The organism is Micromonospora sp. NPDC049051 (genome assembly GCF_043197575.1).
Lineage (GTDB): Bacteria > Actinomycetota > Actinomycetes > Mycobacteriales > Micromonosporaceae > Micromonospora.
The window spans coordinates 659,553-682,423 of record NZ_JBICTL010000004.1 but is presented as its reverse complement, the minus strand read 5'-3'; the positions used below and the strand labels follow the sequence as shown (position 1 = coordinate 682,423).

At 75.3% G+C, this 22,871-nt stretch carries 19 protein-coding genes; 6 read left to right on the top strand and 13 right to left on the bottom strand.

Features of this window, described 5'->3' with window-relative positions; genetic code table 11:
- Positions 1-55 precede the first annotated feature (55 nt).
- A complete protein-coding gene (locus tag ACGFIR_RS19955) occupies positions 56-934 on the top strand; it encodes an aminoglycoside phosphotransferase family protein (RefSeq protein WP_393146387.1) in 879 nt (292 codons plus the stop codon).
- A 104-nt stretch (positions 935-1,038) separates the two neighbouring features.
- Here ACGFIR_RS19955 and ACGFIR_RS19950 read toward each other — a convergent pair whose 3' ends face one another.
- Positions 1,039-1,848, bottom strand: coding sequence for an Fpg/Nei family DNA glycosylase (locus ACGFIR_RS19950; protein ID WP_393146385.1), 810 nt, complete (start codon positions 1,846-1,848; stop codon positions 1,039-1,041).
- Between the two features lie 134 nt (positions 1,849-1,982).
- Here ACGFIR_RS19950 and ACGFIR_RS19945 point away from each other — a divergent pair, with 134 nt between their 5' ends.
- From ACGFIR_RS19945 to rocD, 3 genes are all read left to right on the top strand, one after another.
- Entirely contained in the window at positions 1,983-2,858 is an 876-nt protein-coding gene (locus tag ACGFIR_RS19945; RefSeq protein WP_393146383.1) for a thrombospondin, read from the top strand.
- Positions 2,859-3,198: 340 nt separating this feature from the next.
- Complete coding sequence (gene ddaH, locus ACGFIR_RS19940) at positions 3,199-4,014, top strand: dimethylargininase (RefSeq protein WP_357880823.1); 816 nt, start codon at positions 3,199-3,201, stop codon at positions 4,012-4,014.
- Positions 4,011-5,225, top strand: coding sequence for an ornithine--oxo-acid transaminase (gene rocD, locus ACGFIR_RS19935; RefSeq protein ID WP_393146381.1), 1,215 nt, complete (start codon positions 4,011-4,013; stop codon positions 5,223-5,225). Before ddaH ends, rocD begins: the two co-directional genes overlap by 4 nt.
- A 66-nt stretch (positions 5,226-5,291) precedes the next feature.
- On the opposite strand, the gene ACGFIR_RS19930 is transcribed toward rocD, so the two are convergent.
- Both ACGFIR_RS19930 and ACGFIR_RS19925 read right to left on the bottom strand, forming a co-directional pair.
- Entirely contained in the window at positions 5,292-6,443 is a 1,152-nt protein-coding gene (locus ACGFIR_RS19930; protein ID WP_392998906.1) for an FHA domain-containing protein, read from the bottom strand.
- Positions 6,440-6,589, bottom strand: coding sequence for a hypothetical protein (locus ACGFIR_RS19925; RefSeq protein ID WP_392998904.1), 150 nt, complete (start codon positions 6,587-6,589; stop codon positions 6,440-6,442). Before ACGFIR_RS19925 ends, ACGFIR_RS19930 begins: the two co-directional genes overlap by 4 nt.
- 243 nt (positions 6,590-6,832) lie before the next feature.
- Here ACGFIR_RS19925 and ACGFIR_RS19920 point away from each other — a divergent pair, with 243 nt between their 5' ends.
- Positions 6,833-7,609, top strand: a complete 777-nt coding sequence (locus tag ACGFIR_RS19920) for a hypothetical protein (RefSeq protein WP_393146379.1) — start codon at positions 6,833-6,835, stop codon at positions 7,607-7,609.
- Between the two features lie 74 nt (positions 7,610-7,683).
- On the opposite strand, the gene ACGFIR_RS19915 is transcribed toward ACGFIR_RS19920, so the two are convergent.
- The 5 genes from ACGFIR_RS19915 to ACGFIR_RS19895 form a co-directional block, all read right to left on the bottom strand.
- On the bottom strand, positions 7,684-8,733 hold the full coding sequence (locus ACGFIR_RS19915) for a fatty acid desaturase family protein (RefSeq protein WP_393146616.1): 1,050 nt from the start codon (positions 8,731-8,733) through the stop codon (positions 7,684-7,686).
- A gap of 197 nt (positions 8,734-8,930) precedes the next feature.
- On the bottom strand, positions 8,931-12,647 hold the full coding sequence (locus tag ACGFIR_RS19910) for an SCO7613 C-terminal domain-containing membrane protein (protein WP_393146377.1): 3,717 nt from the start codon (positions 12,645-12,647) through the stop codon (positions 8,931-8,933).
- A gap of 47 nt (positions 12,648-12,694) precedes the next feature.
- Complete coding sequence (gene cutA, locus ACGFIR_RS19905; protein WP_392998896.1) at positions 12,695-13,015, bottom strand: divalent-cation tolerance protein CutA; 321 nt, start codon at positions 13,013-13,015, stop codon at positions 12,695-12,697.
- A 9-nt stretch (positions 13,016-13,024) separates the two neighbouring features.
- Positions 13,025-14,041, bottom strand: coding sequence for a 1-acyl-sn-glycerol-3-phosphate acyltransferase (locus ACGFIR_RS19900; protein ID WP_392998894.1), 1,017 nt, complete (start codon positions 14,039-14,041; stop codon positions 13,025-13,027).
- On the bottom strand, positions 14,041-14,874 hold the full coding sequence (locus tag ACGFIR_RS19895) for a patatin-like phospholipase family protein (protein WP_392998892.1): 834 nt from the start codon (positions 14,872-14,874) through the stop codon (positions 14,041-14,043). Before ACGFIR_RS19895 ends, ACGFIR_RS19900 begins: the two co-directional genes overlap by 1 nt.
- A 250-nt stretch (positions 14,875-15,124) precedes the next feature.
- Here ACGFIR_RS19895 and ACGFIR_RS19890 point away from each other — a divergent pair, with 250 nt between their 5' ends.
- Positions 15,125-16,708 carry a protein kinase gene (locus tag ACGFIR_RS19890; protein ID WP_393146375.1) on the top strand — a complete coding sequence of 528 codons (1,584 nt, stop codon included), beginning with the start codon at positions 15,125-15,127 and terminating at the stop codon, positions 16,706-16,708.
- Positions 16,709-16,715: 7 nt separating this feature from the next.
- On the opposite strand, the gene ACGFIR_RS19885 is transcribed toward ACGFIR_RS19890, so the two are convergent.
- From ACGFIR_RS19885 to ACGFIR_RS19865, 5 genes are all read right to left on the bottom strand, one after another.
- The gene (locus tag ACGFIR_RS19885; protein WP_393146614.1) at positions 16,716-17,774 is read right to left on the bottom strand and encodes a glycosyltransferase family 4 protein; all 1,059 of its coding nucleotides are present in this window, start codon (positions 17,772-17,774) and stop codon (positions 16,716-16,718) included.
- A gap of 182 nt (positions 17,775-17,956) precedes the next feature.
- Positions 17,957-18,628: a BON domain-containing protein gene (locus tag ACGFIR_RS19880; RefSeq protein WP_393146373.1), complete on the bottom strand. Its 672-nt coding sequence runs from the start codon at positions 18,626-18,628 to the stop codon at positions 17,957-17,959.
- Positions 18,629-18,801: 173 nt separating this feature from the next.
- On the bottom strand, positions 18,802-20,526 hold the full coding sequence (locus ACGFIR_RS19875; RefSeq protein ID WP_393146371.1) for a trypsin-like peptidase domain-containing protein: 1,725 nt from the start codon (positions 20,524-20,526) through the stop codon (positions 18,802-18,804).
- Between the two features lie 62 nt (positions 20,527-20,588).
- Positions 20,589-22,166: a sensor histidine kinase gene (locus ACGFIR_RS19870; protein ID WP_393146369.1), complete on the bottom strand. Its 1,578-nt coding sequence runs from the start codon at positions 22,164-22,166 to the stop codon at positions 20,589-20,591.
- Positions 22,163-22,864: a response regulator transcription factor gene (locus ACGFIR_RS19865; RefSeq protein ID WP_392998883.1), complete on the bottom strand. Its 702-nt coding sequence runs from the start codon at positions 22,862-22,864 to the stop codon at positions 22,163-22,165. Before ACGFIR_RS19865 ends, ACGFIR_RS19870 begins: the two co-directional genes overlap by 4 nt.
- Positions 22,865-22,871 lie beyond the last annotated feature (7 nt).

Here is a 22,871-nt window from a genome sequence, read left to right as displayed (position 1 = left end):
GCGGTGGGCGGAATCGGTGCTGCGCGGTGGCGGGCCCGGGGTCCAGGATGGCCGGATGGATTCCGAACTCCTGATTCCGGACAGGTTGGGCTGGGTGCGGGACGTGCCGGCCGGGCGCGAGTGGCTGGCGGCGCTGCCGGAGCGGCTGGCCGCCTGCGCCGCCAGATGGTCGTTGCGGCTCGGGCCACCCTTCCCGTACGCCTTCGCCTCGCTGGCCCTGCCGGCGGAGCTGCCCGACGGCACGCCGGCGGTGCTGAAGCTCCAGTACCCGGACCCCGACAGCGTCCACGAGGCGACGGCGCTGGATCAGTGGGCCGGGGCGGGCGCGGCCCGGCTGCTCGGGCACGACCCGCAGCGGCGGGCGCTGCTGGTCGAGCGGTGCGTGCCCGGCACGCCGCTGCACGCGTTGCCCGCCGACGCGGCGCTGGACGTGGCGGTCGGGCTGCTACCCCGGCTGTGGCGACCGGCTGGCCCGCCGTTCACCCCGCTCGCCGACGAGGCCGCCGGCTGGCTGGAACGGCTGCCGGCGAAGTGGGAGCGGGCCGGCCGGCCGTACGAGCGGCGGCTGGTCGACGCGGCGCTGGGGCTGCTGACGGACCTGGTCGGCAGCCAGGGCGAGCAGGTGCTGGTCAACCAGGACCTGCACGCCGGCAACGTGCTGCGGGCGACCCGGGAGCCGTGGCTGCTCATCGACCCGAAGCCGCTGACCGGCGAGCGCGAGTTCGGCGTGGTGCCGCTGGTGCGCGGCGTGGAGCTGGGGCACTCACCGGACGCCGTACGGCACCGGTTGGACCGGCTCAGCGCGGAGCTGGGCCTCGACCGGGAGCGGGTACGCGGTTGGACGATCGGGCAGACGCTGGCCTGGAGCATCGGCGAGGGCCGGGTCTTCCCCAACCAGGTGGAGGTGGTCCGCTGGCTGCTCGGCACGCGATGAGAGGCGGCCGAGCCACCCGGAGGGCGGCCGGCACCATCTCCGCCGCCGTCATCGGGTCGGACGTCTCGGCCGCCTACAACTTCGGACGGGAGCGGCGGGGCCTGTCAGCCAGGTTGGCAGGTGGCGCACCAGTAGAGGTTGCGGCCGGCCAGTTCGCCCCGGCGCACCGGCGTGCCGCAGACGTGGCAGGGGTCGCCGGGGCGGCGGTAGACGTACACCTCGCCGCCGTGCCGGTCGACCCGGGCGGGGCGACCCATCGCCTCGGGCAGGTGCGCGTCGCGCACGGTGTCGATCCGGCCGCGATCGACGGCGAGCCGCATCAACGCCACCAGGTCGGCCCAGAGCGCGTCCCAGCCGGCGCGGGTCAGCCGCCGGCCGGGGAGCGTCGGCGGCAGCCCGGCCCGGAACAGCGCCTCGGTGACGAAGATCAGCCCGGTGCCGGCCACCACCGACTGGTCCAGCAGCAACGCGGCCAGGGACGTGGGGCTGCGGGAGATCCGGGCGTACGCCCGCTCCGGGTCGGCGTCGGCGCGCAGCGGGTCGGGGCCCAGCCGGGCACGCAGCGCCGCCACCTCGGGCGGGGTGAGCAGCTCGCAGGCGGTGGGCCCACGCAGGTCGAGCCAGTGCCGGTCGCTGGTCAACCGCAGCCGCACCTGGCCGACGGGCTCCGGCGGTTCCCCGGCGCCGTCGGCGAACCTGCCGTAGAGCCCGAGGTGGACGTGCAGGGTCAGCTCGCCGGCGTGGTGGTGCAGCAGGTGCTTGCCGTACGCCTCGGTGGCCTCCAGGACGGTGCCGGAGAGGCGGGCCGCGCCCTCGGCGAAGCGGCCCTGCGGGCTGGCGGCGTGCAGCTTGTCCCCGGCGAACATCTCGGAGTGCCGCGCCGCCAGGCGGTGGATGGTGTGTCCCTCTGGCACGGGTGCCAAGGATAGCCACGCCGTCCGGGTCCACCCCCTGGTGTCGGAGAACGGCCGGCTGGGTACCCGGGTGACGTAACGCGTGGGCGGCGTCGATCCCATCAGCCACCACGCATTTCCCCAGGAGGTGTGTTGTGGTCAGGATCCCTTCGCTGTCGCGGCGGTCGGAAGAGGCGCCCACGCGGGACGAGAACCCCGACGGTCGCGATGCTCCGGCCGCCACCGGCCGGTACGACGCGGCCCGGACCGACGGGGACCCGAGTCCCGGGTCCAGCCGCCCGGCGGTCACCGACCGGGACGGCGAGCAGACGACGTACCGCAGCAGCACGGCGCCCGGCGACGGGTGGAGCGGTGACAGGCGGACGGGTGACGGGCGGGACGCCGACGCCGAGCGGCGGGCGGCCGAGCGGGCGGCCGTCGCCCGCGCGGCCACGGGCCGGCCCACCGACGACGACCGGCGCGTCCCCCGGAGCACCGACCCCGACCCGGCCCTGGAACGGACCCTCGACGGCCGCACGACCGACCTGGACCGCAAGACGTCGGCGCCGGCCACCCGGCCGGACGGGGACCGCACCGCGGAGCGCCCGCTCGACCGCGACCGCACCGTCGAACGTCCCGTCGACCGCGACGGCGACGGCGACGGCGTCGCCGACCCGGAGCCGGAGCGGCCCGTGGTCGCCGGGCCGAAGCCCCGGGCCAGCCTGCTCGCCACGCTGGGTCTGGTCGTCGGCGTGGCCGGGGCGCTCTTCGTGCTCACCGGCGCCCTCGCCGGCTACGGCATCGCGCTCGGCGCCCTCGGCGCGATCCTCGCGGTGCTCGGCCTGATGGCCACCCGCCGCCGGCACATCGCCGGCAAGACCGACGCGTTGCTCGGCATCGCGCTGGGCCTCGGCGCCGTGGTGCTCGGCGTGCTGGCGATGACCGGCCAGTTCGACTGGCCGACCGCCGACGGGGACTGGGTGCAGCGGTTCCGCGAGTGGCTCGACTCACAGTTTGTGGACCGCTTCTAGCGGGCACTGACCGGCTCGCCGGCGATGCGCCGGCAGCGCCGGTGGTTCACCGGCGACGCCCGACCAGCCTGGTGGTTCACCAGCCGGGCAACCCTTTTTCGGGGGCGGCGGTTCGCCGCCCCCGAAGTGTTTTCCGGGCCGGGTCCCGGTGGAGCGCCTCGACGCGGCGCCGTACGCAACGAACCATCGTTCACAATCCCCCAGACGCAACGATCCGTCGGCCTGCGCAACTTCCAGCGGTGGATTCAATCATCGGTGCCGACATAGCGTTGAGCAACGGCGCCAGCCCGTGGGCCGAAGGTGGCCGGGCGCGCCCGACCCTGGGAGCAGGACAATGACGATGGACGCCACCAGCCAGCGCTTCCTGATGTGCCGGCCGACGTACTTCGCCGTCGACTACGCCATCAACCCGTGGATGGACCCGACCGCGCCGGTCGACGTCGACCTCGCCGTCCGGCAGTGGGAGCAGCTGCGGCAGACCTACCGGGACCTGGGCCACACCGTCGAGGAGATCGCTCCGGTGCCCGGCCTGCCCGACATGGTGTTCGCCGCCAACGGCGGCACCGTGATCGACGGCAAGGCGATGGCGGTGCAGTTCCGCGACCCGCAGCGCGCCGACGAGGCCCCCGCCTACCGCGCCTGGTTCGAGGCCGCCGGCTTCGAGATGCACGACCCGAAGCACGTCAACGAGGGCGAGGGCGACATCCTGCTGGCCGGCGACTTCCTGCTGGCCGGCACCGGCTTCCGCACCGCGCACGCCTCGCACGCGCAACTCCAGGAGGTCTTCGGCTACCCGGTGGTGACCATGCAACTGGTCGACCCCCGCTTCTACCACCTGGACACCGCGCTCACCGTGCTCGACGAACGGACGGTGGCGTACCTGCCGGAGGCGTTCTCGCCCGGCAGCCGGGCGGTGCTGCGCCGGCTCTTCCCCGACGCGGTGCACGCCACCCTGGCCGACGCGGAGGTCTTCGGGTTGAACGCGGTCAGCGACGGCCGGCACGTGGTGCTGCCGGCGCAGGCCACCGGGCTGGCCGCGAAGCTGCGCGACCGGGGCTACGAGACGATCGGTGTCGACCTTTCCGAGCTGCGCAAAGCCGGCGGCGGACCGAAGTGCTGCACGTTGCGACTCCGTCAGGGAAAGGCGAGCCAGTGATCGACGACATGCTGCGGACGCCGGAGGCGATCCGCGACGCGGAGCGGTGGACCGCGCACAACTACCACCCGTTGCCGGTGGTGATCTCCTCCGCCGAGGGCTCCTGGCTGACCGACGTGGACGGTCGCCGCTACCTCGACTGCCTGGCCGGCTACTCGGCACTGAACTTCGGCCACCGGCACCCGACGCTGATCGCGGCCGCGCACGCCCAGCTCGACCGGCTGACCCTCACCAGCCGGGCGTTCGTCCACGACCAGTTCGCCGACTTCTGCCGCGAGCTGGCCGAGTTGTGCGGCAAGGACCTCGTGCTGCCGATGAACACCGGCGCCGAGGCGGTGGAGACCGGCATCAAGGTCGCCCGCAAGTGGGGCTACCAGGTCAAGGGCGTCGCCCCGGGCCAGGCCAACATCGTGGTGGCCGAGGGGAACTTCCACGGCCGTACGACCACCATCGTCAGCTTCTCCACGGACGAGGACGCGCGGGCCGACTTCGGGCCGTACACCCCGGGCTTCACCGTGGTGCCCTACGGCGACCTGGACGCGCTGGCCGCCGCGATCGACGAGAACACCGTCGCTGTCCTGATCGAGCCGATCCAGGGCGAGCAGGGCGTCGTGGTGCCGCCGGAGGGCTACCTGCCGGCCGTACGCCGGGTCTGCACCGAGCAGAACGTGCTCTTCATCGCCGACGAGATCCAGTCCGGCCTCGGCCGGACCGGGGACACCTTCGCCTGCGACCACGAGGGCGTCACGCCCGACATGTACCTGCTGGGCAAGGCGCTGGGCGGCGGTATCGTGCCGGTCTCCGCGGTGGCCGCGAACGCCGACGTGCTCGGCGTGCTCAGGCCGGGTCAGCACGGCTCCACGTTCGGCGGCAACCCGCTGGCGTGCGCCGTCGCGACCGAGGTCGTCCGGCTGCTGGCCACCGGCGAGTTCCAGCGCCGCTCGACCGAGTTGGGCGCCCGGCTGCACGCCGGTCTCCGGTCGCTGGTCGGCCGGGGCCTCGTGGCGGTGCGGGGCCGTGGCCTGTGGGCCGGCCTCGACATCGACCCGGCGCTGATGAGCGGCCGGGAGGCGTGCGAGCGGCTCGCCGAGCGCGGGGTGCTCGCCAAGGACACCCACGGCGCCACCATCCGGCTCGCCCCGCCGCTGGTGATCACCGAGCAGGAGATCGACCACGCGGTCGCCCAGCTCGCCGCCGTGCTGGCCGGCTGAGCCCCGTACGACGAAAGGCGGGCGTCGGGACCACGGTCCCGGCGCCCGCCGTCGTTGCCCGGCGGATCAGCGGGGCAGGCGCATCGCCATCGTGGGGGCCTCGGCCATGACCGAGGTCGGCGTGTAGGAGGCGCCGGTGGGAAGCTCGCCGGGCCGGCCGATCTGCACCCCGGGATAGAGCTCCACCATGTCGCCCTCGGCCAGCACGCGGGACTGCTGGGGCGCCAGCGGGACGCGCTCGGCCTCCACCATCGAGCCGTTCGGGCGGATGCCCGAGCCGTTGGTGCTCACGTCGGTCACGATCACCTCGCCGACCCGCAGCTCGAAGCGGACGTGGCTGCGGCTGATCCAGCGGCGCGCCTCGTCGTTGAGCCACTGCCCGAGGACGATCCCGCCGGACTGGTCGGGCGCGCGGCCCACCACCACCGGTTGCTCCTCGGTGAGCACGAAGCGGCGCCGGATCAGCCCACCCACCCGGACGGCGAGGACGGCGCTGCGCGGTCGCGGACCGGCGTCGCCCAGCCGGGCGCCGTGCCGGGGGCAGGTCGGCGCGCCGCCGCGCAGGGTGGGCGGTGACTGGCCGGCGGGGCTGCGCTCCACCACCCCGGCCAGGTCGGCGAAGGCCCCACCGCCCCCGCCACCACCGAAGAGCGCACAGCCGGGCTCGGGGCACCGCCACTTCCGGGCGAGCAGCTTCGCGCCGGCCGGCGAACGGTCACCGGCGACCGGCGTGTGCCCGCCGCCGACGTGGGCGACGAAGGCCGGTCCCCCGGCGCCGGGCACCGGGGCGAGCACCCGACCGGCCTGCTCGACCAGCCACGGGTAGCGCCCGCGCAGGCCGTCGGCCCGCACCCGGGTCAGCACCGGCAACCCGAGCAGGTCAGCCACCTCCAGCATCCGGTCGCCCGGGTTGTCGAGCACCTCGACCAGCCCGTCGTCGGCCCACCGGCGGACCACCATGCGCTCGTTGGAGGTGAGGTCGGCGTCGGAGAGCAGGGCCCGGTGGACCACCGCGTAGACGGGGACGCTGTCCTCCTCCATCTCCCGGGCGAGGGCGTCGATCACCATGCCGAGGCGGAGCAGGCTCGCCGGTCGGCCGCCGTCGAGATCCTGGTAGCGGATCACCTCGGCCAGGTCGACGACGGCCCGGGCCAGCGAGGGATCGGTGCTGACCCGGCCCTCGATGGCGTCCAGCACCTTGCTGATCTCGAATCTCATCCGACGCTCCCCACGATGTCGCCGATCCGCCGGGTCGGTCCCAGGTCACGCCCGGTGAAGCCGCTCAGCGGGGGCGTGCGGCGGCACCAGCCCGCCAGCTCGCCCAACTCGTCTCGCACCGCCTCGGCGGTGAGCAGGTCTGCCATGGGGAGACCCTACCGGGACCGCGCGACGACGCCGACCAGCGGCGGAGGCCGTCACCGACCCCAGCGGCAGGTAGGCGCGAGCCGGGGCCGGGGTCGTGGGCCGGCCACCGGCGGCACCGGGGCCCGGAGGACGCCACGACATAGATGGGCGGCTGTGCAGCGGCGGGTTAGGCTGACCGGCGGCCCGGCCGGGGCCGTGACCAGCCGTCATCCCCGGCCAACCCTGCGTGAGGAGATTCCACGATGAACACTCGACGGTTGGCGACCACGGGGGTCGCACTCGTCGCCGCGCTCGCTCTCGGGCTCACCGGGTGCGGCGGGGGGACGGACGCGGAGGCTCCGGCCGGCGACGGGGGCGCCACCACCGGCGCGGCGGCGGCCAGCAGCGCCCCGGCCGACGCCCGCGCGGAGTTGGGCGCCGCGGCGAAGAAGCTGAACCAGCAGAGCGTCAAGGTGAAGCTGACGTCGCCGGTCATCAACGGCGACGGCATGATGGACCCGGCCGCCAAGAGCGGCGACATGACGCTGAAGATGGGCGCGGAGGGCACCTTCCGGATCCTGATGCTCGGCGACGACGTCTACCTGAAGGTCACCGGCATGGAGGGGATGCCGAAGAAGTGGATGCACATGGACGTCACCAAGCTCGGCAAGAGCGCCCAGCTCAACATGATGCCCGACGGTGACCCGGGCGGCGCGCAGCAGATGGTCGAGAGCGTCGTCGACGTCGAGAAGACCGGGCCGGGCACCTACTCCGGCGTCCTCGACTACACCCGCGCCAAGCCCGACGACAAGGCCATCCAAGCCCTCGGCGACAAGGCCAAGGCCGTACCGTTCACCGCCCGGGTCGACGACCAGGGCCGGCTCGTCGAGTTCGCCGTCGACACCCAGGTGCTGCACGAGTCGCTGGGCACCATGATCACCACGTACTCGGACTTCGGCACCCCGGTCACCGTGAAGAAGCCCGCTGCCGGCGACACGCAGGAGGCCCCGCAGGAGCTGATCGAGTCCCTCGGCTCCTGAGCCGGGTTCCTCTTCAGCCCGACCGCACGCACGGACGGGGGCGGCGCCGACCGCGCCGCCCCCGTCGCGCGTACTCAGCCGCGCAGCGGCCGGCCCACCTCGTGCAGGTGCGCGAGCGCCTGACGGTACGACTCGACCAACCCCGTCTCGGCGTACGGGATGCCCCGCTCGGCGCAGTAGGCGCGCACGATCGGCCGGGCCCGGCGCAGGTTGGCCCGGGGCATGTTCGGGAACAAATGGTGCTCGATCTGGTAGTTGAGCCCGCCCAGGGCGACGTCGACGACCCGCCCGCCCCGCACGTTGCGCGACGTGAGCACCTGCTTGCGCAGGAAGTCCAGGTTGTCGTCGGCGGTGGGCATCGGCATGCCCTTGTGGTTCGGGGCGAACGAGCAGCCCATGTAGAGGCCCCACAGTCCCTGGTGTACGGCGACGAAGAGCAGCGCCTTCAGCGGCGACATCACCAGCAGCAGCGCGCCGACGTAGGCCACCGCGTGCAGGGCCAGCAGCAGCGCCTCGACGCCTCGACGTCGCATGGGGGTACGGAAGGCGCCGTCGGCGTCCCGCCCCACGATCGCCCGTACGCTCGCCACGTGCAGGGCGAGCCCCTCCAGCAGCAGCATCGGGAAGAACAGCCACGCCTGCCGACGGGCCAGCCGGCGGCCGAGTCCGCGCGTCGCGGCGGCCTGCTCGTACGTCCAGACCAGCGCGCCGGCCCCGACGTCCGGGTCCTCGTCGGTGTGGTTGGGGTTGGCGTGGTGGCGGTTGTGCTTGTCGACCCACCAGCCGTAGCTCAGCCCGACGGCCAGGTTGCCGGTGAGCAGGCCGATGGCCTCGCTCGGTCCACGCCGCCGGAACATCTGCCGGTGGCCCGCGTCGTGACCGAGGAACGCGACCTGGGTGGTGGCGACGGCCAGGAAGACGGCCACCAGCAACTGCGCCCACGAGTCACCGACCAGGCCGACCGCGACCCAGCCGGCCGCGAAGACACCCAGCGTGAGCACGATCCGGGTGACGTACCGTCCCGGACGTCGCTCCAGCAGGCCCGCCCCGCTGATCCGCCGGGACAACTGCGCGTAGTCACTCCCCCGTCGTACCGGCGGATCCGCCACCGCTTCCAGCACCATCACGCCCCCGTTCCCGTTCGTCGATCACGGTTCGCGCCGGCCGGCGCGTCCCCGCCTTCGAGTCTCCGGTGAAACCGTTGCGCTGAGTAACCCTGCACACCCCCGAGTGTGAGGTAGGGCGAGCCCTACCTCCCGGGCCCGTGATCGGCCCCGTCAGCGGGTCCGGCCCCGTCCGGCCCGTCCGCCCGACCGGCCCGTCAGCCCATCCGGCCGACGGCGGCCCGGAGGCGGGCCAGGTCGCGGCGGCGCCGCTCGTAGGTGGTGGCGAGCCCGATCAGCGCGAACCCGCCGACCGCCAGGAAGACCCACCGGGGCAGCAGGTCCCAGCCCCGGACCAGTTCGTGCAGCGCGAGCAGCGCCAAGGTCACCCCGCCCAGCAGCACCGGCGCCTGCCACCGGCGGGTCGCCCCGGCGAGCACCACGCCGAGCGCGGCGACACCCAACAGCAGCCGCCGCCACGGCTGCGCGTCCGGGGCCACCAGCACCGACACCAGGCTCGGCAGCAGCGCGGCGGCGAGCCCCGGGCCCAGCGCCAGCCAACTGTTCAGCCCGGGCCGGGTACGCAGCGCCACCGGGCCCGCCACGAGAGCCAGCGCGGCCGCCGGCACCGTGTACGCCTCCAGCACCGCCACGCTCCCGGCGGCCAGCAGCAGCCAGCCGCCGAGCAGTTCGCTGCCGCCGGCGATGCCCGCGAAGACCCACCGCCGGCCCGACGACTCGCCCCGGCGCAGTACCCGCAACGCGACGGCGGCGCCCCACAGCACACAGACCGCCGCCGCGTGCCGGAGCGAGCCCACCGCGAGCAGCAGCGCGACCAACGCCACCGCCTGCGCCGCCGCGTCCAGCGCCACCGCCGCGACCCGCCCCCGACGGCCCGGAGTCGCCACCACCGCGCCGGGGCGGTTGAGCACCGCTGCGGCGGCCAGGGTGAGCGTCGCGACGGCGAGCACGCTGAACGCCGCCGCCCGTACCGGCAGCCCACCGGCCAGCGGCGCGACGACCGCGAGGCCGGTCGCGGCGGCCACCGCGGCCAGGGCGCCGCCCAGCCGGGCGTCGTCCCGGCGGGCGGCGACGCCGACCACAGTCGCCGCGACCACGAGCACGCCGAGGCCGACGATCGTGCCCGCCCGGGTGGCCAGCAGCCCGAGCAGCCCGGACAGCACCAGCACCAGCCCCACCGGCAGCCCGACCGGGGCGAGCAGGGGGCGCGGCGCGGCCAGCGCGGCGCACAGCACCAGGGCCACCCCGCCGAGCAGCGTGACGACCGGCAGCACCGGCCACGGCACGCCGGCGGCCATCAGCAGTACGGGCAGCGCGGCGGCGGCGAACGGCACCGCGACCAGCGCAGCCCGCCACCAGCCGCCACCCCTGGTCGGGGCGGCGGTGGGGTCGGGCCGGCCGACGCCCCGGTCCCGCCGGCCGGCCACCATCCCGGCCACCAGGAGCGCGACCAGCGCCAGGCCCACCGGGAACGCCCCCGCATCGGCCCGTACGGTGGGCACCCCGGACCAGGGCGCCACCGCGCCGTACGGGGCGAAGAGCGCCTTCAGCACCACCGGCACCGCGGTGGCGACCGAGACCACGAGCAGCCCGACGCCGGCCACCCGGAGTACGACGTCGGAGCGCCCCGCGCCGCCCAGCGCCGCCAGCAGCACCGCCACGGCGGCGTAGAGCGCCACCGGTTCGTCGGCCGGTACGACCACCGGCGCCAACCCGACCGCCGTGACCGCCACGGCGACGCCGACGGAGGCGTACGCCCGCAGGTCGGGCCAGTGCCGGCGGACCGCGAGCAGCCCGACGGGCAGCAGCGCGAGGGCGGCGAGCGCCGCCCGCGCCTGCCACCAGGCCGGCGCGGCGGCGGCGAGGAGGGCGACGACCGCGACGGCCGGGACGGCGAGCGGTACGACGGACAACGCCGCCCCCGCCACCCCGCGCTGCACGGGCGTGCCGCGCCGGCCTGCCGCCGCCACAGCGGTCCCGACGACCAGCAGCACCGCGAGCGCCGCCCCCGCCCCGGCGGGCGCGGCGAGCCCGACCACCAGGCCGTGCCCGAGCAGGACGGCTCCGGCGACCCCCGCCGCCAGGGACGTCCAGGACCGGACGCCCGGACGCGCCACGGCGAGGGCCAGCAGGCCGACCGCCGCCACCAGGTCCAGGGCCACGACCGCGGGCCAGGGCGACGGCCAGCCGGCGGGCACCGCCAGCGCGACGGCCGCCACCCCGATCGCGGCCAGCGCCGGCCGGGCGGCCCTCGGCAGCAGCAGCCCCAGGGCGGCCACGGTCAGCGCGATCACCACCGGGAGCTGCCAGCCCTGGTCCAGTTCGGGTCCGGGAGCGGCCCCCCGCCACGGCGGCAGCGAGCGGCCGGCGGTGGCGCCGGCGAGCGCGACGGCCAGCAGCACGACGAACTGGGCCGTCCCGCCGGCCACCAGCAGCGCGCCCGCGCGGGGACCGGTCCGCCACCCGGCGGGCAGCAGCAGAACCGCGCCGGCCAGGGCCACCACGACCAGCGCGGAGAGCACCGGCGACAGGCCCAGTTCCGCCATCGGGCGGACCAGCGCGCCGGCCAGCACCGGCACCAGCAGCGCGGCGGCCACGGCGCGGAACACGGCCCCGCCGGTGAGCAGCGCGGTGCCCAGCAGTGTCAGCGCCACGAGCAGCAGCGGCACCCCGGCCAGCAGCGGGATGCCGGCGGCCCGGCCGACGGCCAACGGCACCACCGCGCAGCACGCGGCCACGAGCAGCGCGCCCGCGTGCCCCACCCAGGCGAGGACACGCCCGGCGACGACCGCCGGCCGCTCCCCGGTCGGCGCGGGCGACGCGGCGCCCGGCCGCACCGCCCCGGCGACGGCCGGGACGCCGCCCACCGGACCGGCCTCCGCCGACGGGGCGCCCACGGTCGCGGCGTCCGCCAGCGGGGCGCCCACGGTCGCGGCACCCGTCGACGGGCCGCTGCGGCGGCGCAACGCGACCAGCACCGCCAGGTCGAGCAGCGCCACCCCCAGGAAGACCAGCGCCCAGCCGGCGGCGTCCGGTCGCGCGTCGGCGGCGAGCAGCGGCAGCACCGGTTGCGCGGTCACCAGGGCCGCGAACCACGGCACCGTCAGCCCGCTGAGCCGGGCGTACCCGGCGGCGACCGCCGCGCTGGCCCCCCCGACCAGCGCGGCGTACCGGGTGGCGGGCCAGTCCGCGACGCCGACCAGGTCGACCGACCAGGCGGCGTAGCCGTCCAGGAGCACCAGCAGCAGCCCGACGGCGGCGAAGGTCTCCGCCGTGCCGCGCAGCCCGCGCCGCACCGCCACCAGCGGCGCGGCCAGGGCGAGCGCCGTGAACGCGAACAGGATCAGGGCCCGACCGGCGACCCCCACCGCCGCCCAGGCGACCGCCGTGAAGACCACCGCGGCGGTGCCCAGCAGCAGCCCGCCGAGGACGAAGAGCAGACCCTGCACCGTACGGGTGGAGGTCTCCGCCCCGCCGACGCCGGCCGGCGCCGGGGCGACCGGCGCGTGGCCCGGCCACCCGGGCGGCGGAGGCGCGGCCTGCGGCGGCACCACGCCCGGCGCAGCGTGGGCCGGCACCGGGTGGGCCGGCATCGCGTGGGCCGGCATCGGGTTCGGGGCGGCGGGGCGCATCGGCGTCGCAGTCGCGGGAGCCACCGGGCGCGGCACGGGGAACTCCGCCCGGACCGCCGCGGCCAGCGCCGCCCGCCGCTGCCGGACCGCGCCCAGCCGGTCGACGAGCCCCTGGTACGTCGCGCGGGCCCGCTCGACCTCGCCGCCGAGCGCGACGATCTCCCGGTCGAGCCGGACCACCTCGGCCGCGGCCGGGTGCGGCGGCCGGCCGCAGCCGGAGCAGCCGGAACCGAGGTCGGCCGGCGCGCCGCAGGCGGGACAGGGATAGCCGGTGTTCTGCACCCGGCCATCATGAAGGCCGGGAGATCACCTGACCAGAGTGCTCGTACTCAGGGCCGGGTGTGCTCGTACACCCAGGTGGCGTAGCCGGGATCGCCGCTGTCCACCCGGCTCACCAGGATCTCCGGCACCTCGTACGGGTGGCTGGCCCGGATCTGCTCCACCAGCGCGGCGGCCCGGTCCGGTGCGGTCTTGAACTGCACCGACCACTCGGTGCTGGTCTCCACCCCGGAACGCCACCAGTAGGTGCTGTCCACCTGGCCGCCCACCTGCGCGCAGGCCGCGAGCCGTCCCGCGACGGCCGCCGCCGCCATCACGTCAGCGACCGAGCGGGCGTCCACCACAGTCGTCACCACGCAGATCTGGTCCACGAGCGCACCCTACGCGGCACCGTCCCGATTGGCCGCGATCCACTCGTCTATCCGCGCCCACCAGTCGAAAAGCCAGTCGATCCGCTCCTGCCGACCGGCCGGCACCTCCTCCGGCGGCACCGACCAGAAACGCATGACGATCCGCTTGTCCATCGGCAGTTCCCGCCACACGTCACCGACGGTGAGCATCCGGTCCAGGCCGGTGTGTGCCACGAAGATCACCCCGGCGTCGGGCGCCGCGTCCAGAGCCGCGAGCAGCCCGCCCGGCTGCGGGGCGAGCACGTGCCGCATCCGTTCCGCGCGCCGCGCCATGAGTTCGAGGCCGAGCGCGCGCAGCCGGTCGATGGCCCGCAGCCGGCGACCGGGGGTGAAGTTGCCGCCCTCCGGAAAGATCACGAAGGCGTCGTCGTCGTCCAGGCCCTGCGCCAGGTGCCCGATCTGCTCGGTCACCGATCCCCGACCGTCCGGGCCCGGCGCGAGGAAGCGGTTCGGCAGTCGGTTGAGCAGCACGTCGACCGCCGGGTCCCACTGGAGGCTGTCCTTCAGCACGATCCGCGGCTCCCGGTTGAACCAGTTGACCAGGGCGTGGATGAGGATGAACGAGTCGCCGGGGCCGGCGTGCCGGCAGAGCACCAGCTCGGGCCGCCCGGGCAGGGCCGTGTCGGGGTCGGTGCCCACCACGTCGATGCTCAGGTGCAGCGCCCAGCGGGCCTGCCAGAAGAGGATCCGCAGGAACCAGCCGGCGAGCACGTAGTGGGCCCGCTGGAAGCCCGGCGAGCGGACCCGCCAGCCGAAGCCGGAGGCGACCCAGAGCAGGAAGAGCGCGAGCAGCGCCGAGGCGTCCCAGACCAGGTAGACGCAGCCGAGCCAGAGCAGGCGCAGCGGCCGCAGCCGGCCCGGAACGAGCGGCGAGACGGCCGCCGCGAGCAGCGCCCAGACCGGCAGGGTCGTCACCACCAGGAAGGCGAGCAGCACCACGCCGGGGGCCAGGAACAACCGGCGGGCCCACCTCGGCGGCAGCGGCATCAGTGCTCCAGTTGCGTGGCCAGGTAGCGCCGGGAGGCCGTGTAGGCGCGGCTGATCCGCCGCCCCACCGCCGCCATGTCGCGGTACGCCCACGGCGTGTCGTCGCGCGGCTCCAACCCTCCCGTGGGCAGCACGTGCACCTCCACCCCGTCGGGCAGGGCCGCCATCTCCCGGGCGAACCGGTGCCGCCGGGCGATCTCGAACGCGACCTGGGCGATCTCCCAGGGCCGCCGGGGCGGCGTCAGTTCCCGCTCGATCCGGCCCACCTGGAGTACGAAGATGCGCTTCGCGCCCACGGCGACGGCCTCCCCGATGGGGATGGAGTTGACGATCCCGCCGTCGACGTAGTGCTGGTCGTCGATCCGGGCCGGCGGCAGCAGCCCCGGCACCGAGGCGGAGGCGAGTACGGCCGGCACCAGCGGCCCGCGGTCGAACCAGTGCTCCGCGGCCCGCTCGATGTTGGCCGCGCAGCAGCGGAAGGGCACCTGGAGGTCGGCGAAGGTGGTCTCCGCGCCCAGCTCCGCCTCCAGCAGCTTGCGCAGCGGGCGCGGCGAGTGCAGGTGGGTACGGGCGGCGAACCGGCGCAGTTGGCGGGCCACCGAGTCGCCGTACACCTCGCTCGCCTCGGGGGAGGCCCAGAGCCGGACCAGCCGGTCGGTGACCGCCTCAGACGGTTCGGCGGCGACCAGCGCGCCGTTGACCGCCCCGATCGAGGTGCCCAGCACCAGGTCGGGCGTGATGCCGGCCCGGAACAGTGCCCGCAGCATGCCCACCTCGACAGCGCCGAGGACTCCCCCGCCCCCCAGTACGAACGCCACCGGTCCCCGCGACATGGCCTCATCCTGGCACGGGCGCGAAAGGGGCCGTCCGGGGCCGCCCGGCGAGGTGGCGGCGACGACGCTCTCCGGCGCAGGCCAGCAGCTCGTCGGGGTCGCCCACGTCGAAGGTGCGCTCGGCGTTCCAGGGCTGGCGGCTGCCGGGGCCGCCAGGACCGGGCCCGGCTCCGGAAGGTAGCCGACCGTTGACAGGCCCGACACATTCACGCAACCTGATAGCGCTCCCACAGCGAGGCAGGTGCGATCCGTGAAGCCAGCACTGCACCCCGGCCGGTTGCTGGCCCGCCGGTACCGGCTCGTCGACCAGATCGGCGCCGGTGGCATGTCGGTGATCTGGCGGGCGCGGGACGAGGTCCTCGACCGGACCGTGGCGCTGAAGGTGCTCGCCCCGTCGCTCGCGGCCGACGCCCGCTTCCGCGACATGGTGCGCGAGGAGGCGCGCGCCGCCGCCCAGCTCGTCCACCCCCACGTCACCTCGGTGCACGACTACGGCGAGACGGTCGCGCCCGACGGTTCGATCACGTCGTTCGTGGTGATGGAGCTGCTGACCGGCGAGGAGCTGGAGGTCCGGCTCACCGAGGGGCCGATGCCGTGGACCGAGGCGGCCGAGGTCGGGGCCCAGGTGGCGGACGCGCTCGCCGCCGCCCACCGGCTCGGCATCGTGCACCGGGACATCACCCCGGCCAACGTCATGATGACCCGGGCGGGGGCCAAGGTGCTCGACTTCGGCATCGCCACCCGGATCGGCGCGCCGGACGACGACGAGGACGGGGGCACCTTCGGCACGCCCGCGTACGTGGCCCCGGAGCGGCTCGACGGGGCGCCCGCCCAGCCGGCGACCGACGTGTACTCCCTCGGCGTGCTGCTCTACGAGGCGCTGACCGGTCGGGTGCCGTACCCGGCGGACACCTGGGAGCAGCTCAGCGAGGCGCTCGCCGGGGCGGGGCCACCCTCGCTGGCGGACCTGCCGGGCCTGCCGCCGGAGGTCGCCCGTACGTGCCTGCGCTGCCTGGCGCGGGATCCGCTGGACCGGCCCACCGCGCGCCAGGTCGCCACGCTCCTGCGGGACCAACTGCTCCCCGCCGACCCGCAGGCCGCCACCATGCTCGCGCCGACGGTCACCCTCCCGACGCTGCCGGCCCCGGCACCGGCAGCCGGCGTCCCCCAGGCAGCTGCCACCCCCGCCACCCTGCCGCTGGCAGCAGGACCGGGCGGGGCAGCAGGAGGGCCGGGCGGGAAGGCAGGGCCGGGCGAGGCGGCAGCAGGGCCGGGCAGCGGGGCCGAGACGCGCAGCGCCCGGCTCGCCCGCCAGCGGCGTCGACGTCGCCTGCCACGGCCGGTGCTGGTCGTGCCGGTCGTACTGTTCGTGGGGGTGGCGCTGGCCGTGCCCGCGATCCGTCAGGAGGAGGCGAGCCCGCCCCGGGCGCTGCCCACCACGGGTCCGTCCGAGCCGGCGGCCTCGGCCACGCCGACGGCCGACGTCGTACCGCCCCCGGCGACCTCGGCGCCGACGTCCGCCGCACCGGTCGCGCCCGGGCCGGCCCGGACACCGCCGGAACCCGGCGACCTCATCGAGGCGGCCAACCGGGTCGACGGGTTGATCGGCGCGGGCCTCGACGACGGGGGGATCCGCCCCGACGTGGGCCTCGACTTCCGCAACGAGCTGCGCAACCTGACCGACGCGGCCCGCGCCCGCTCCGGCGACCTGGGCGAGCGGATCGCCCGGCTCCGCGAGAAGGTCGCGGTGCGACGCGGTGAGGGTGCCGTCACCGACGCGTACGCCCGCCGGCTGGACAGCGCGATCACCGCGCTCGCCGCCGCGCAGGTCTGACCGGCGGTCAGCGGGCCCTGGCCCGGACCGGCCTGCGCGCCTCCACGGCCGCCACCTCGGCGATGAAGCGCCGGTACACGTCCTCGTAGCCGAGGGCCATCTTCTCGGTGGAGAAGCTCTCCGCCACGTGCGCGACGCAGGCCGCCGGGTCGAGGTCCGTCGCCGCCCGCAACGCGGCGGGCAGCTCGTCCACGTGCTCGCAGATCAGGCCGGTCGTCCCGGGCCGGACGAGTTCCGGTACGGCGCCCCGGTCCAGCGCCACCACGGGCGTGCCGGTCGCCATCGCCTCCACCATCACCATGCCGAACGGTTCCTCCCACTGGATCGGCATGATCAGGCACCGGGCCTCGACCAGCAGCCGCAGCGCCTCGGCCCGGCCCGCGTCGAACACCACCCGGACGTCCTCGCCGAGCAGGGGCCGGACCACCTGGTCGTAGTAGCGGTGCTCGGCCGGCTCGTTGCACTTGCCGGCCAGCACCAGCGGCAGACCGGCCGCGCGGCACGCCCGGATCGCGGCGTCCGGGCCCTTGTCTGGGCTGAACCGGGCCAGCCAGAGCACCGGCCCCTGCGAGGGCGCGGTCTTGTGCGGGACGCCCCGGAGGTCCATCGCGTTGTGCACCGTGCCGACCCAGGGCAGCGCCGGATTCAGCCGGCGTTGGGCGTGCGAGATGGCCACCAGCCCGACGCCCGTGTCGGCCTCGCTGAGCACGTCGCCGTACTCGCCCACGGGGTTGCCGTGCACGGTGGCCACGGTGGGCACGACCCGGTGGCCGGCGATCAGCGGGCCGATGGTGGTGTGGTCGTGGACGACGTCGAAGTCGCCCGCGTGGACCCGGTGGTTGACCCGGGCCAGGTGGGCCAGCTCGGGCAGCGCCTCGCCGAGCCGCTCGAACTGCAGGTCGGGCACCGTGGAGACGAACTCGGCCGGTGTGCCGTGCTCGCGGCCGGCCCCGAAGACGGTGACCTGGTGACCTCGCTCGATCAGCGTCTCCACCAGGCCGGTCACCACCTGCTCCAGCCCGCCGTAGCCGGGTGGCGGCACCGACAGCCAGGGCGGCACCACCATCGCGATCCGCAACGGTCCCTGTGCCGATCGCTCGGGCGACGGATGCTCGACGGCCACGGAACCTCCCCCTCGGTCACTGCTGTGCAGCACCGGCCGCCTCGCCCCGACCGGGCCCCGCCTGAGGGGCGGGATCCCCGCCGGTTTCCCGGCGGCGGCACCACTAAACGGGATGATCCGGGCGGTCACCCGCCGACGAGGAGTCGGTTCCGCACCGCCCGCACCCCCTCGGCGGACCAGGCCGTCCGCTCCGCCTCGTCCCGTTCCCACCACGATCGGACGACCCCGGCGAGCACGACCGTGTCCCCGTCCAGCTCGACGGTCACCCGCTCGGTGCCGAGGCCGCGCCCGAGCGCCCGCTGGAGGTCGCGCCGTCGGCGCTCGGCGTCCGGCTGGATGACGGGCCGCACGTCGACCAGGTTGGTCACCCCGCGTACGCCCCGCAGCCGGCGCAGCTCCCACTCGGCGGTACGCCGTTGCCAGCCGAACTCCACCTCGCCCCGGAGCAGCACCCAGCCGTCGGACACGGTGACGTCGAGTCGCTCGGCGGGCACGAAGCTGTCCCACTCCAGTGCCCGGCTCGCCGCGATCGCGATCTCGGCGTCCGTACGCCCCGGCTCGCCGGGCAGCCGCACCTCGATCTCGTCGGCGACCGCCCGCACCCCCCGTACGCGCTGCGCGCAGCGTCGCGCCGCCCAGGTGAGCGCGTACGCGTCGACCTGACCGGTCAGGGTCACCACGCCGTCGTGGACGCTCACCCCGATCTCGTTCGGCTGCACCTGGGCGTCCCAGGCCAGTTCGTCGAGCACGTCCCGCTGGATCCGCTCGTCCGTCCGGACGGCCGCTGCCGTGGTCATCGCACCCCCCGTACGCCTCACCGGTCCTCGCCGACGATGCCGGCGCGAAGGGTGACGGCGGTTCACCCGCACCGGGTGAACCGCCGTCTGGGGAGGGAGCGGCGGGTGACGGAGCCAACCCCCTTGGCCCCGCCACCCGCCGCCGGAGGGAGGAGGAATGTCGTGGTTACCGGTTACGACGCCTCGGCGAGCGTCACGGTCGCGGTGGATTCGCTGCCGTTGCGCTTGTAGGTCACCTGGACCCGGTCGCCGACCTTGCCGGCCTGCACGGCGCCGACCAGGTCGTCCGAGTCGTTGACCGGCTTGTCGCCGAACCGGGTCACCACGTCGCCGCGCTGCAGTCCGGCCTTCTCGGCGGCGCTGCCCGGGGTGACCGCCGCGACCAGGGCGCCCCCGCCCTCGGCGGTGGTCACGCTGACCCCCAGCGACGGGTGGCTGACCTTCTCGCCCCGCTGGAGCTTGCCGGCCACGTCCTTGGCCTTGTTGCTGGGGATCGCGAAGCCGAGGCCGATGTTGCCGGTGCTGCCCTGCCCGGCGGTGGCGATCGCGGTGTTGATGCCGATCACCTCGCCCCGGGTGTTGACCAGGGCGCCGCCGGAGTTGCCGGGGTTGATCGGCGCGTCGGTCTGGAGCAGCCCGGCGATCGAGGAGGCTCCCTGGTTGGACTCCTGCCGCTGCTCGCCGCTGCCCGCCTGGATGGTGCGGTCCCGGGCGCTGAGGATGCCGGCGGTGACGGAGCCCTGGAGGCCCAGCGGGCTGCCGAGGGCGAGCACCTGGTCGCCGACCTGCATCGCGTCGCTGTCGCCGAAGGTGGCGGCCTTCAAGCCGCTGACGCCGCTGGCCTTCACCACCGCCAGGTCGGTCTTCGGGTCGGTGCCGACGATCCGGGCCTGGGCCGTCTTGCCGTCGGCGAAGGTCACCACGACCCGGTCCCCGCTGCCGGAGGAGACGACGTGGTTGTTGGTGAGCACGAAGCCGTCGGCGGTGAGGATCACGCCGGAGCCCTCGCCGTTGTCCGTCGCGATCGAGACGACGCTGGGCTGCACGGCGGCGGCGATCCGGGGCAGGTCGGCGCTGTTGATGATGGGCGCGGCCGAGTAGTTGCGCGTGATGCCGGAGTCGCCGTCGACGGCGAGCGCGAGCGCCCCGCCGGCGACGCCCGAGCCGAGCATCAGCGCGAACACCGCGACGCCCGCGCCGGCGAACTTGGCGATCCGGCCGGGGCGGGGGCCCGCCTGCGGGGGCGCCCACGGCGGCAGCGGCTGGCCGGGGTGGTGCGGCTGGTGGCCGTACGGCTGGCCCGGCTGTCCCCCGCCACCCCAGCCGGACTGCTGGCCGTACCAGGGCGCGCCGGGCTGGCCGGCGGCCTGCGCGTAGCCGGGCTGCGGATAGCCCGGCTGGCCCACGGCGTGCGGGTGGCCGGGCTGCCCGGCGGCCTGCGGATGCCCCTGCTGGGGCTGGCCGGGGGCCGGATACTGCGCGCCGGCCGGGGCCGGCGCGAAGGGACCGGGCGGGGTGGGTGGCGCGGCCTCGGGGGCGCGGGCCGGCTCGCCGGCCCGCGGGCCGTCGGCGGCCGGGCCCACCTCGGCGGTACGCGACGCCTCGCCACCGGCCGAGGGGTGGCCGCCGGAGACGGGGGCCGAGGAGTGTCCGCCGACGACGGGGGCTGCGGGGTGGCCGCCGGAGACGGGGGCTGCGGGGTGGCCGCCGGAGACGGGGGTCGCGGGGTGGCCGCCGGAGACGGGGGTCGGCTCGCCGGCGGGCGGCGTGGTGAAGCCGACGGTGGGGGCGGAGTCGGACTGCGCGCGCTCGGCGCGCGGCAGCTCGGCGGTGGGGTGCGACGGCTCGGCGTCGGGGTGGGCCGGCCGGCGCTGCGGGTCGGACTCGTGCTCGGTCATGTCTCCACCTTGCCGCGCACCACTGCGATCCGCCTGGAACCCACCTGAATGTTGGCTGAAAGTCACTCGCCCTCGGCGTCGCCATCGTCCTCGGCGTCACCCTCCGGCACGAGCGGGAGCCGGACCCGGAAGGTCGCTCCCCCACCGGGGGTCTCGGCGACCTCGACCGTGCCGTGCTGGGCGCGCACCAGCGCCGCGACGATGGCCAGGCCCAGCCCGGTGCCGGTGTTGCCCCCGGCCCGCCGGGTACGCGCCGCGTCCACCCGGTAGAAGCGCTCGAAGACGCGTTCCGCCTGTTCAGGGGTGAGTCCGGGGCCGGTGTCCGCCACCTCCACCACGGCCAGGTTCCCCGGCTCGGAACGCAGCCGCAGGGTCACCGAGGCGTCCGGCGGGGTGTGCGTGAGGGCGTTGGTCATCAGGTTGCCGATGACCTGGCGCAGCCGGGCGTCGTCGCCGTAGACCACCAGCGGGCCGGAGCCGGGCCTGACGTCCAGCTCGATCTGGCGCTCCGGTGCCACCACCCGGGCGGCCTCGACCGCCTCGCTGGCCAGCACGGGCAGCTCCACCGGGGCGAGGGTGAGCGGTCGTTCCCGATCCAGTCGGGCCAGCAGCAGCAGGTCCTCCACCAGCAGCCCCATCCGGGCCGCCTCCTGCTCGATGCGGCGCAGCAGGTCGGCGGTCTGCTCCGGCGCGCGGGCCGCGCCCTGCCGGTAGAGCTCGGCGAAGCCCCGGATGGTGGTCAGCGGGGTCCGCAGCTCGTGCGAGGCGTCCGCCACGAACTGCCGCATCCGCTCCTCGGAGCGCCGGGCCCGCGCCTCCGAGGCCAACGCCGCGCCGGCCGCGTCCCGGGCGCTGGCCTCGGCGGACCGGGCGGCCAGCTCGGAGGCCGCCCGCGCCGTGAAGGCAACCTCGATCTGGTTCAGCATGGCGTTCAACGCCCGGGAGAGCCGACCCAGCTCCGAGGTCGGCACGGGTTGCCCCTGCTCCGGGTCGGGCACCCGCCGGGTGAGATCACCCCCGGCGATGGCGGCAGCCGTACGCTCGATCTCCACCAGCGGCTTCAGGCTGGTACGGACGATCGCCGCCCCGATGGAGGCGAGCAGGATCAGCACCGCGCCACCGACCAGCAGGTCTATCCAGACCAGCCGCTTGACGGCCCGGTCGACGTCGCTCAGGTGCTGCCCGACAATGAGGATCTCGCCGTCCGGCAACTGCGTGTAGAGCATCCGCCAGCGGGACCTGTGGTCCTCGGAGGTGACCGTACGCGGCTTGCCGGTCTGTTCCGCGAAGCCCTCGACCGTGTCCGGGAGCCGCGGCAGCTGCTCGGACCGGAAGTTGCGGTAGTCGTAGACGGGCGACATCACCTCGCCCGGCTGGGCCAGGGCCACGACGAAGTCGCTGGGCAGCACGGTGCCGCCCCGGCCGCCCTCCTTGTAGAGATTCAGCGCCGCGTCGACGGAGCGCGTGGTGCCGCGCAGTTCCCCGTCCACCTGCTCGATGAGGTAGCCCCGCAGGAAGACGGTGGTCAACGAGCTGATCACCAGGAGCGCGGCGGCGACCAGGGCGAGCACCGCGGCGACCAACTTCACCCGCAGCGGTACGCCGCGCAGCCACGTCTTTCCCTGGTGGAGCGCGTTCACGCCGCCGGCTTGCGGAGGACGTAGCCGACGCCTCGCAGCGTGTGGATCAGTCGGGGCTGGGTGTTGTCCACCTTGCGGCGCAGATAGGAGATGTAGGACTCGACGATGTTGTCGTCGCCCCGGAAGTCGTAGTTCCACACGTGGTCGAGGATCTGCGCCTTCGACAGCACCCGGTTGGCGTTCAGCATCAGGTAGCGCAGCAGCTTGAACTCGGTCGGCGAGAGCTGCACCCGCTGGCCGGCGCGGTGCACCTCGTGGGTCTCCTCGTCCAGCTCCAGGTCGGCGAAGGTGAGCCGGGAGGGCGCCTGCTCGCCGCTGCTGGTCCGCCGCAGCACCGCCCGGATGCGGGCGGTCAGCTCCTCCAGGCTGAACGGCTTGGTGACGTAGTCGTCGCCGCCCAGGGTCAGCCCGCGGATCTTGTCGTCGGTGGCGTCGCGGGCGGTGAGGAAGACCACCGGCGTACGGGTGCCGCCCTCGCGCAGCATCCGGATGACCTCGAAGCCGTCCAGGTCCGGCAGCATCACGTCGAGCACCACCAGGTCGGGCCGGTGGTCCTTGGCGGCGTTGAGGGCGGAACTGCCGCTCGTCGCTGTGGCCACATCGAAGCCCGCGAAGCGTAGGCTCGCGGAGAGCAGTTCGAGGATGTTGGGATCGTCCTCGACGACGAGCAGTCGCGCCTCGGTCTGGGTAGTGGCCATGCCCGCC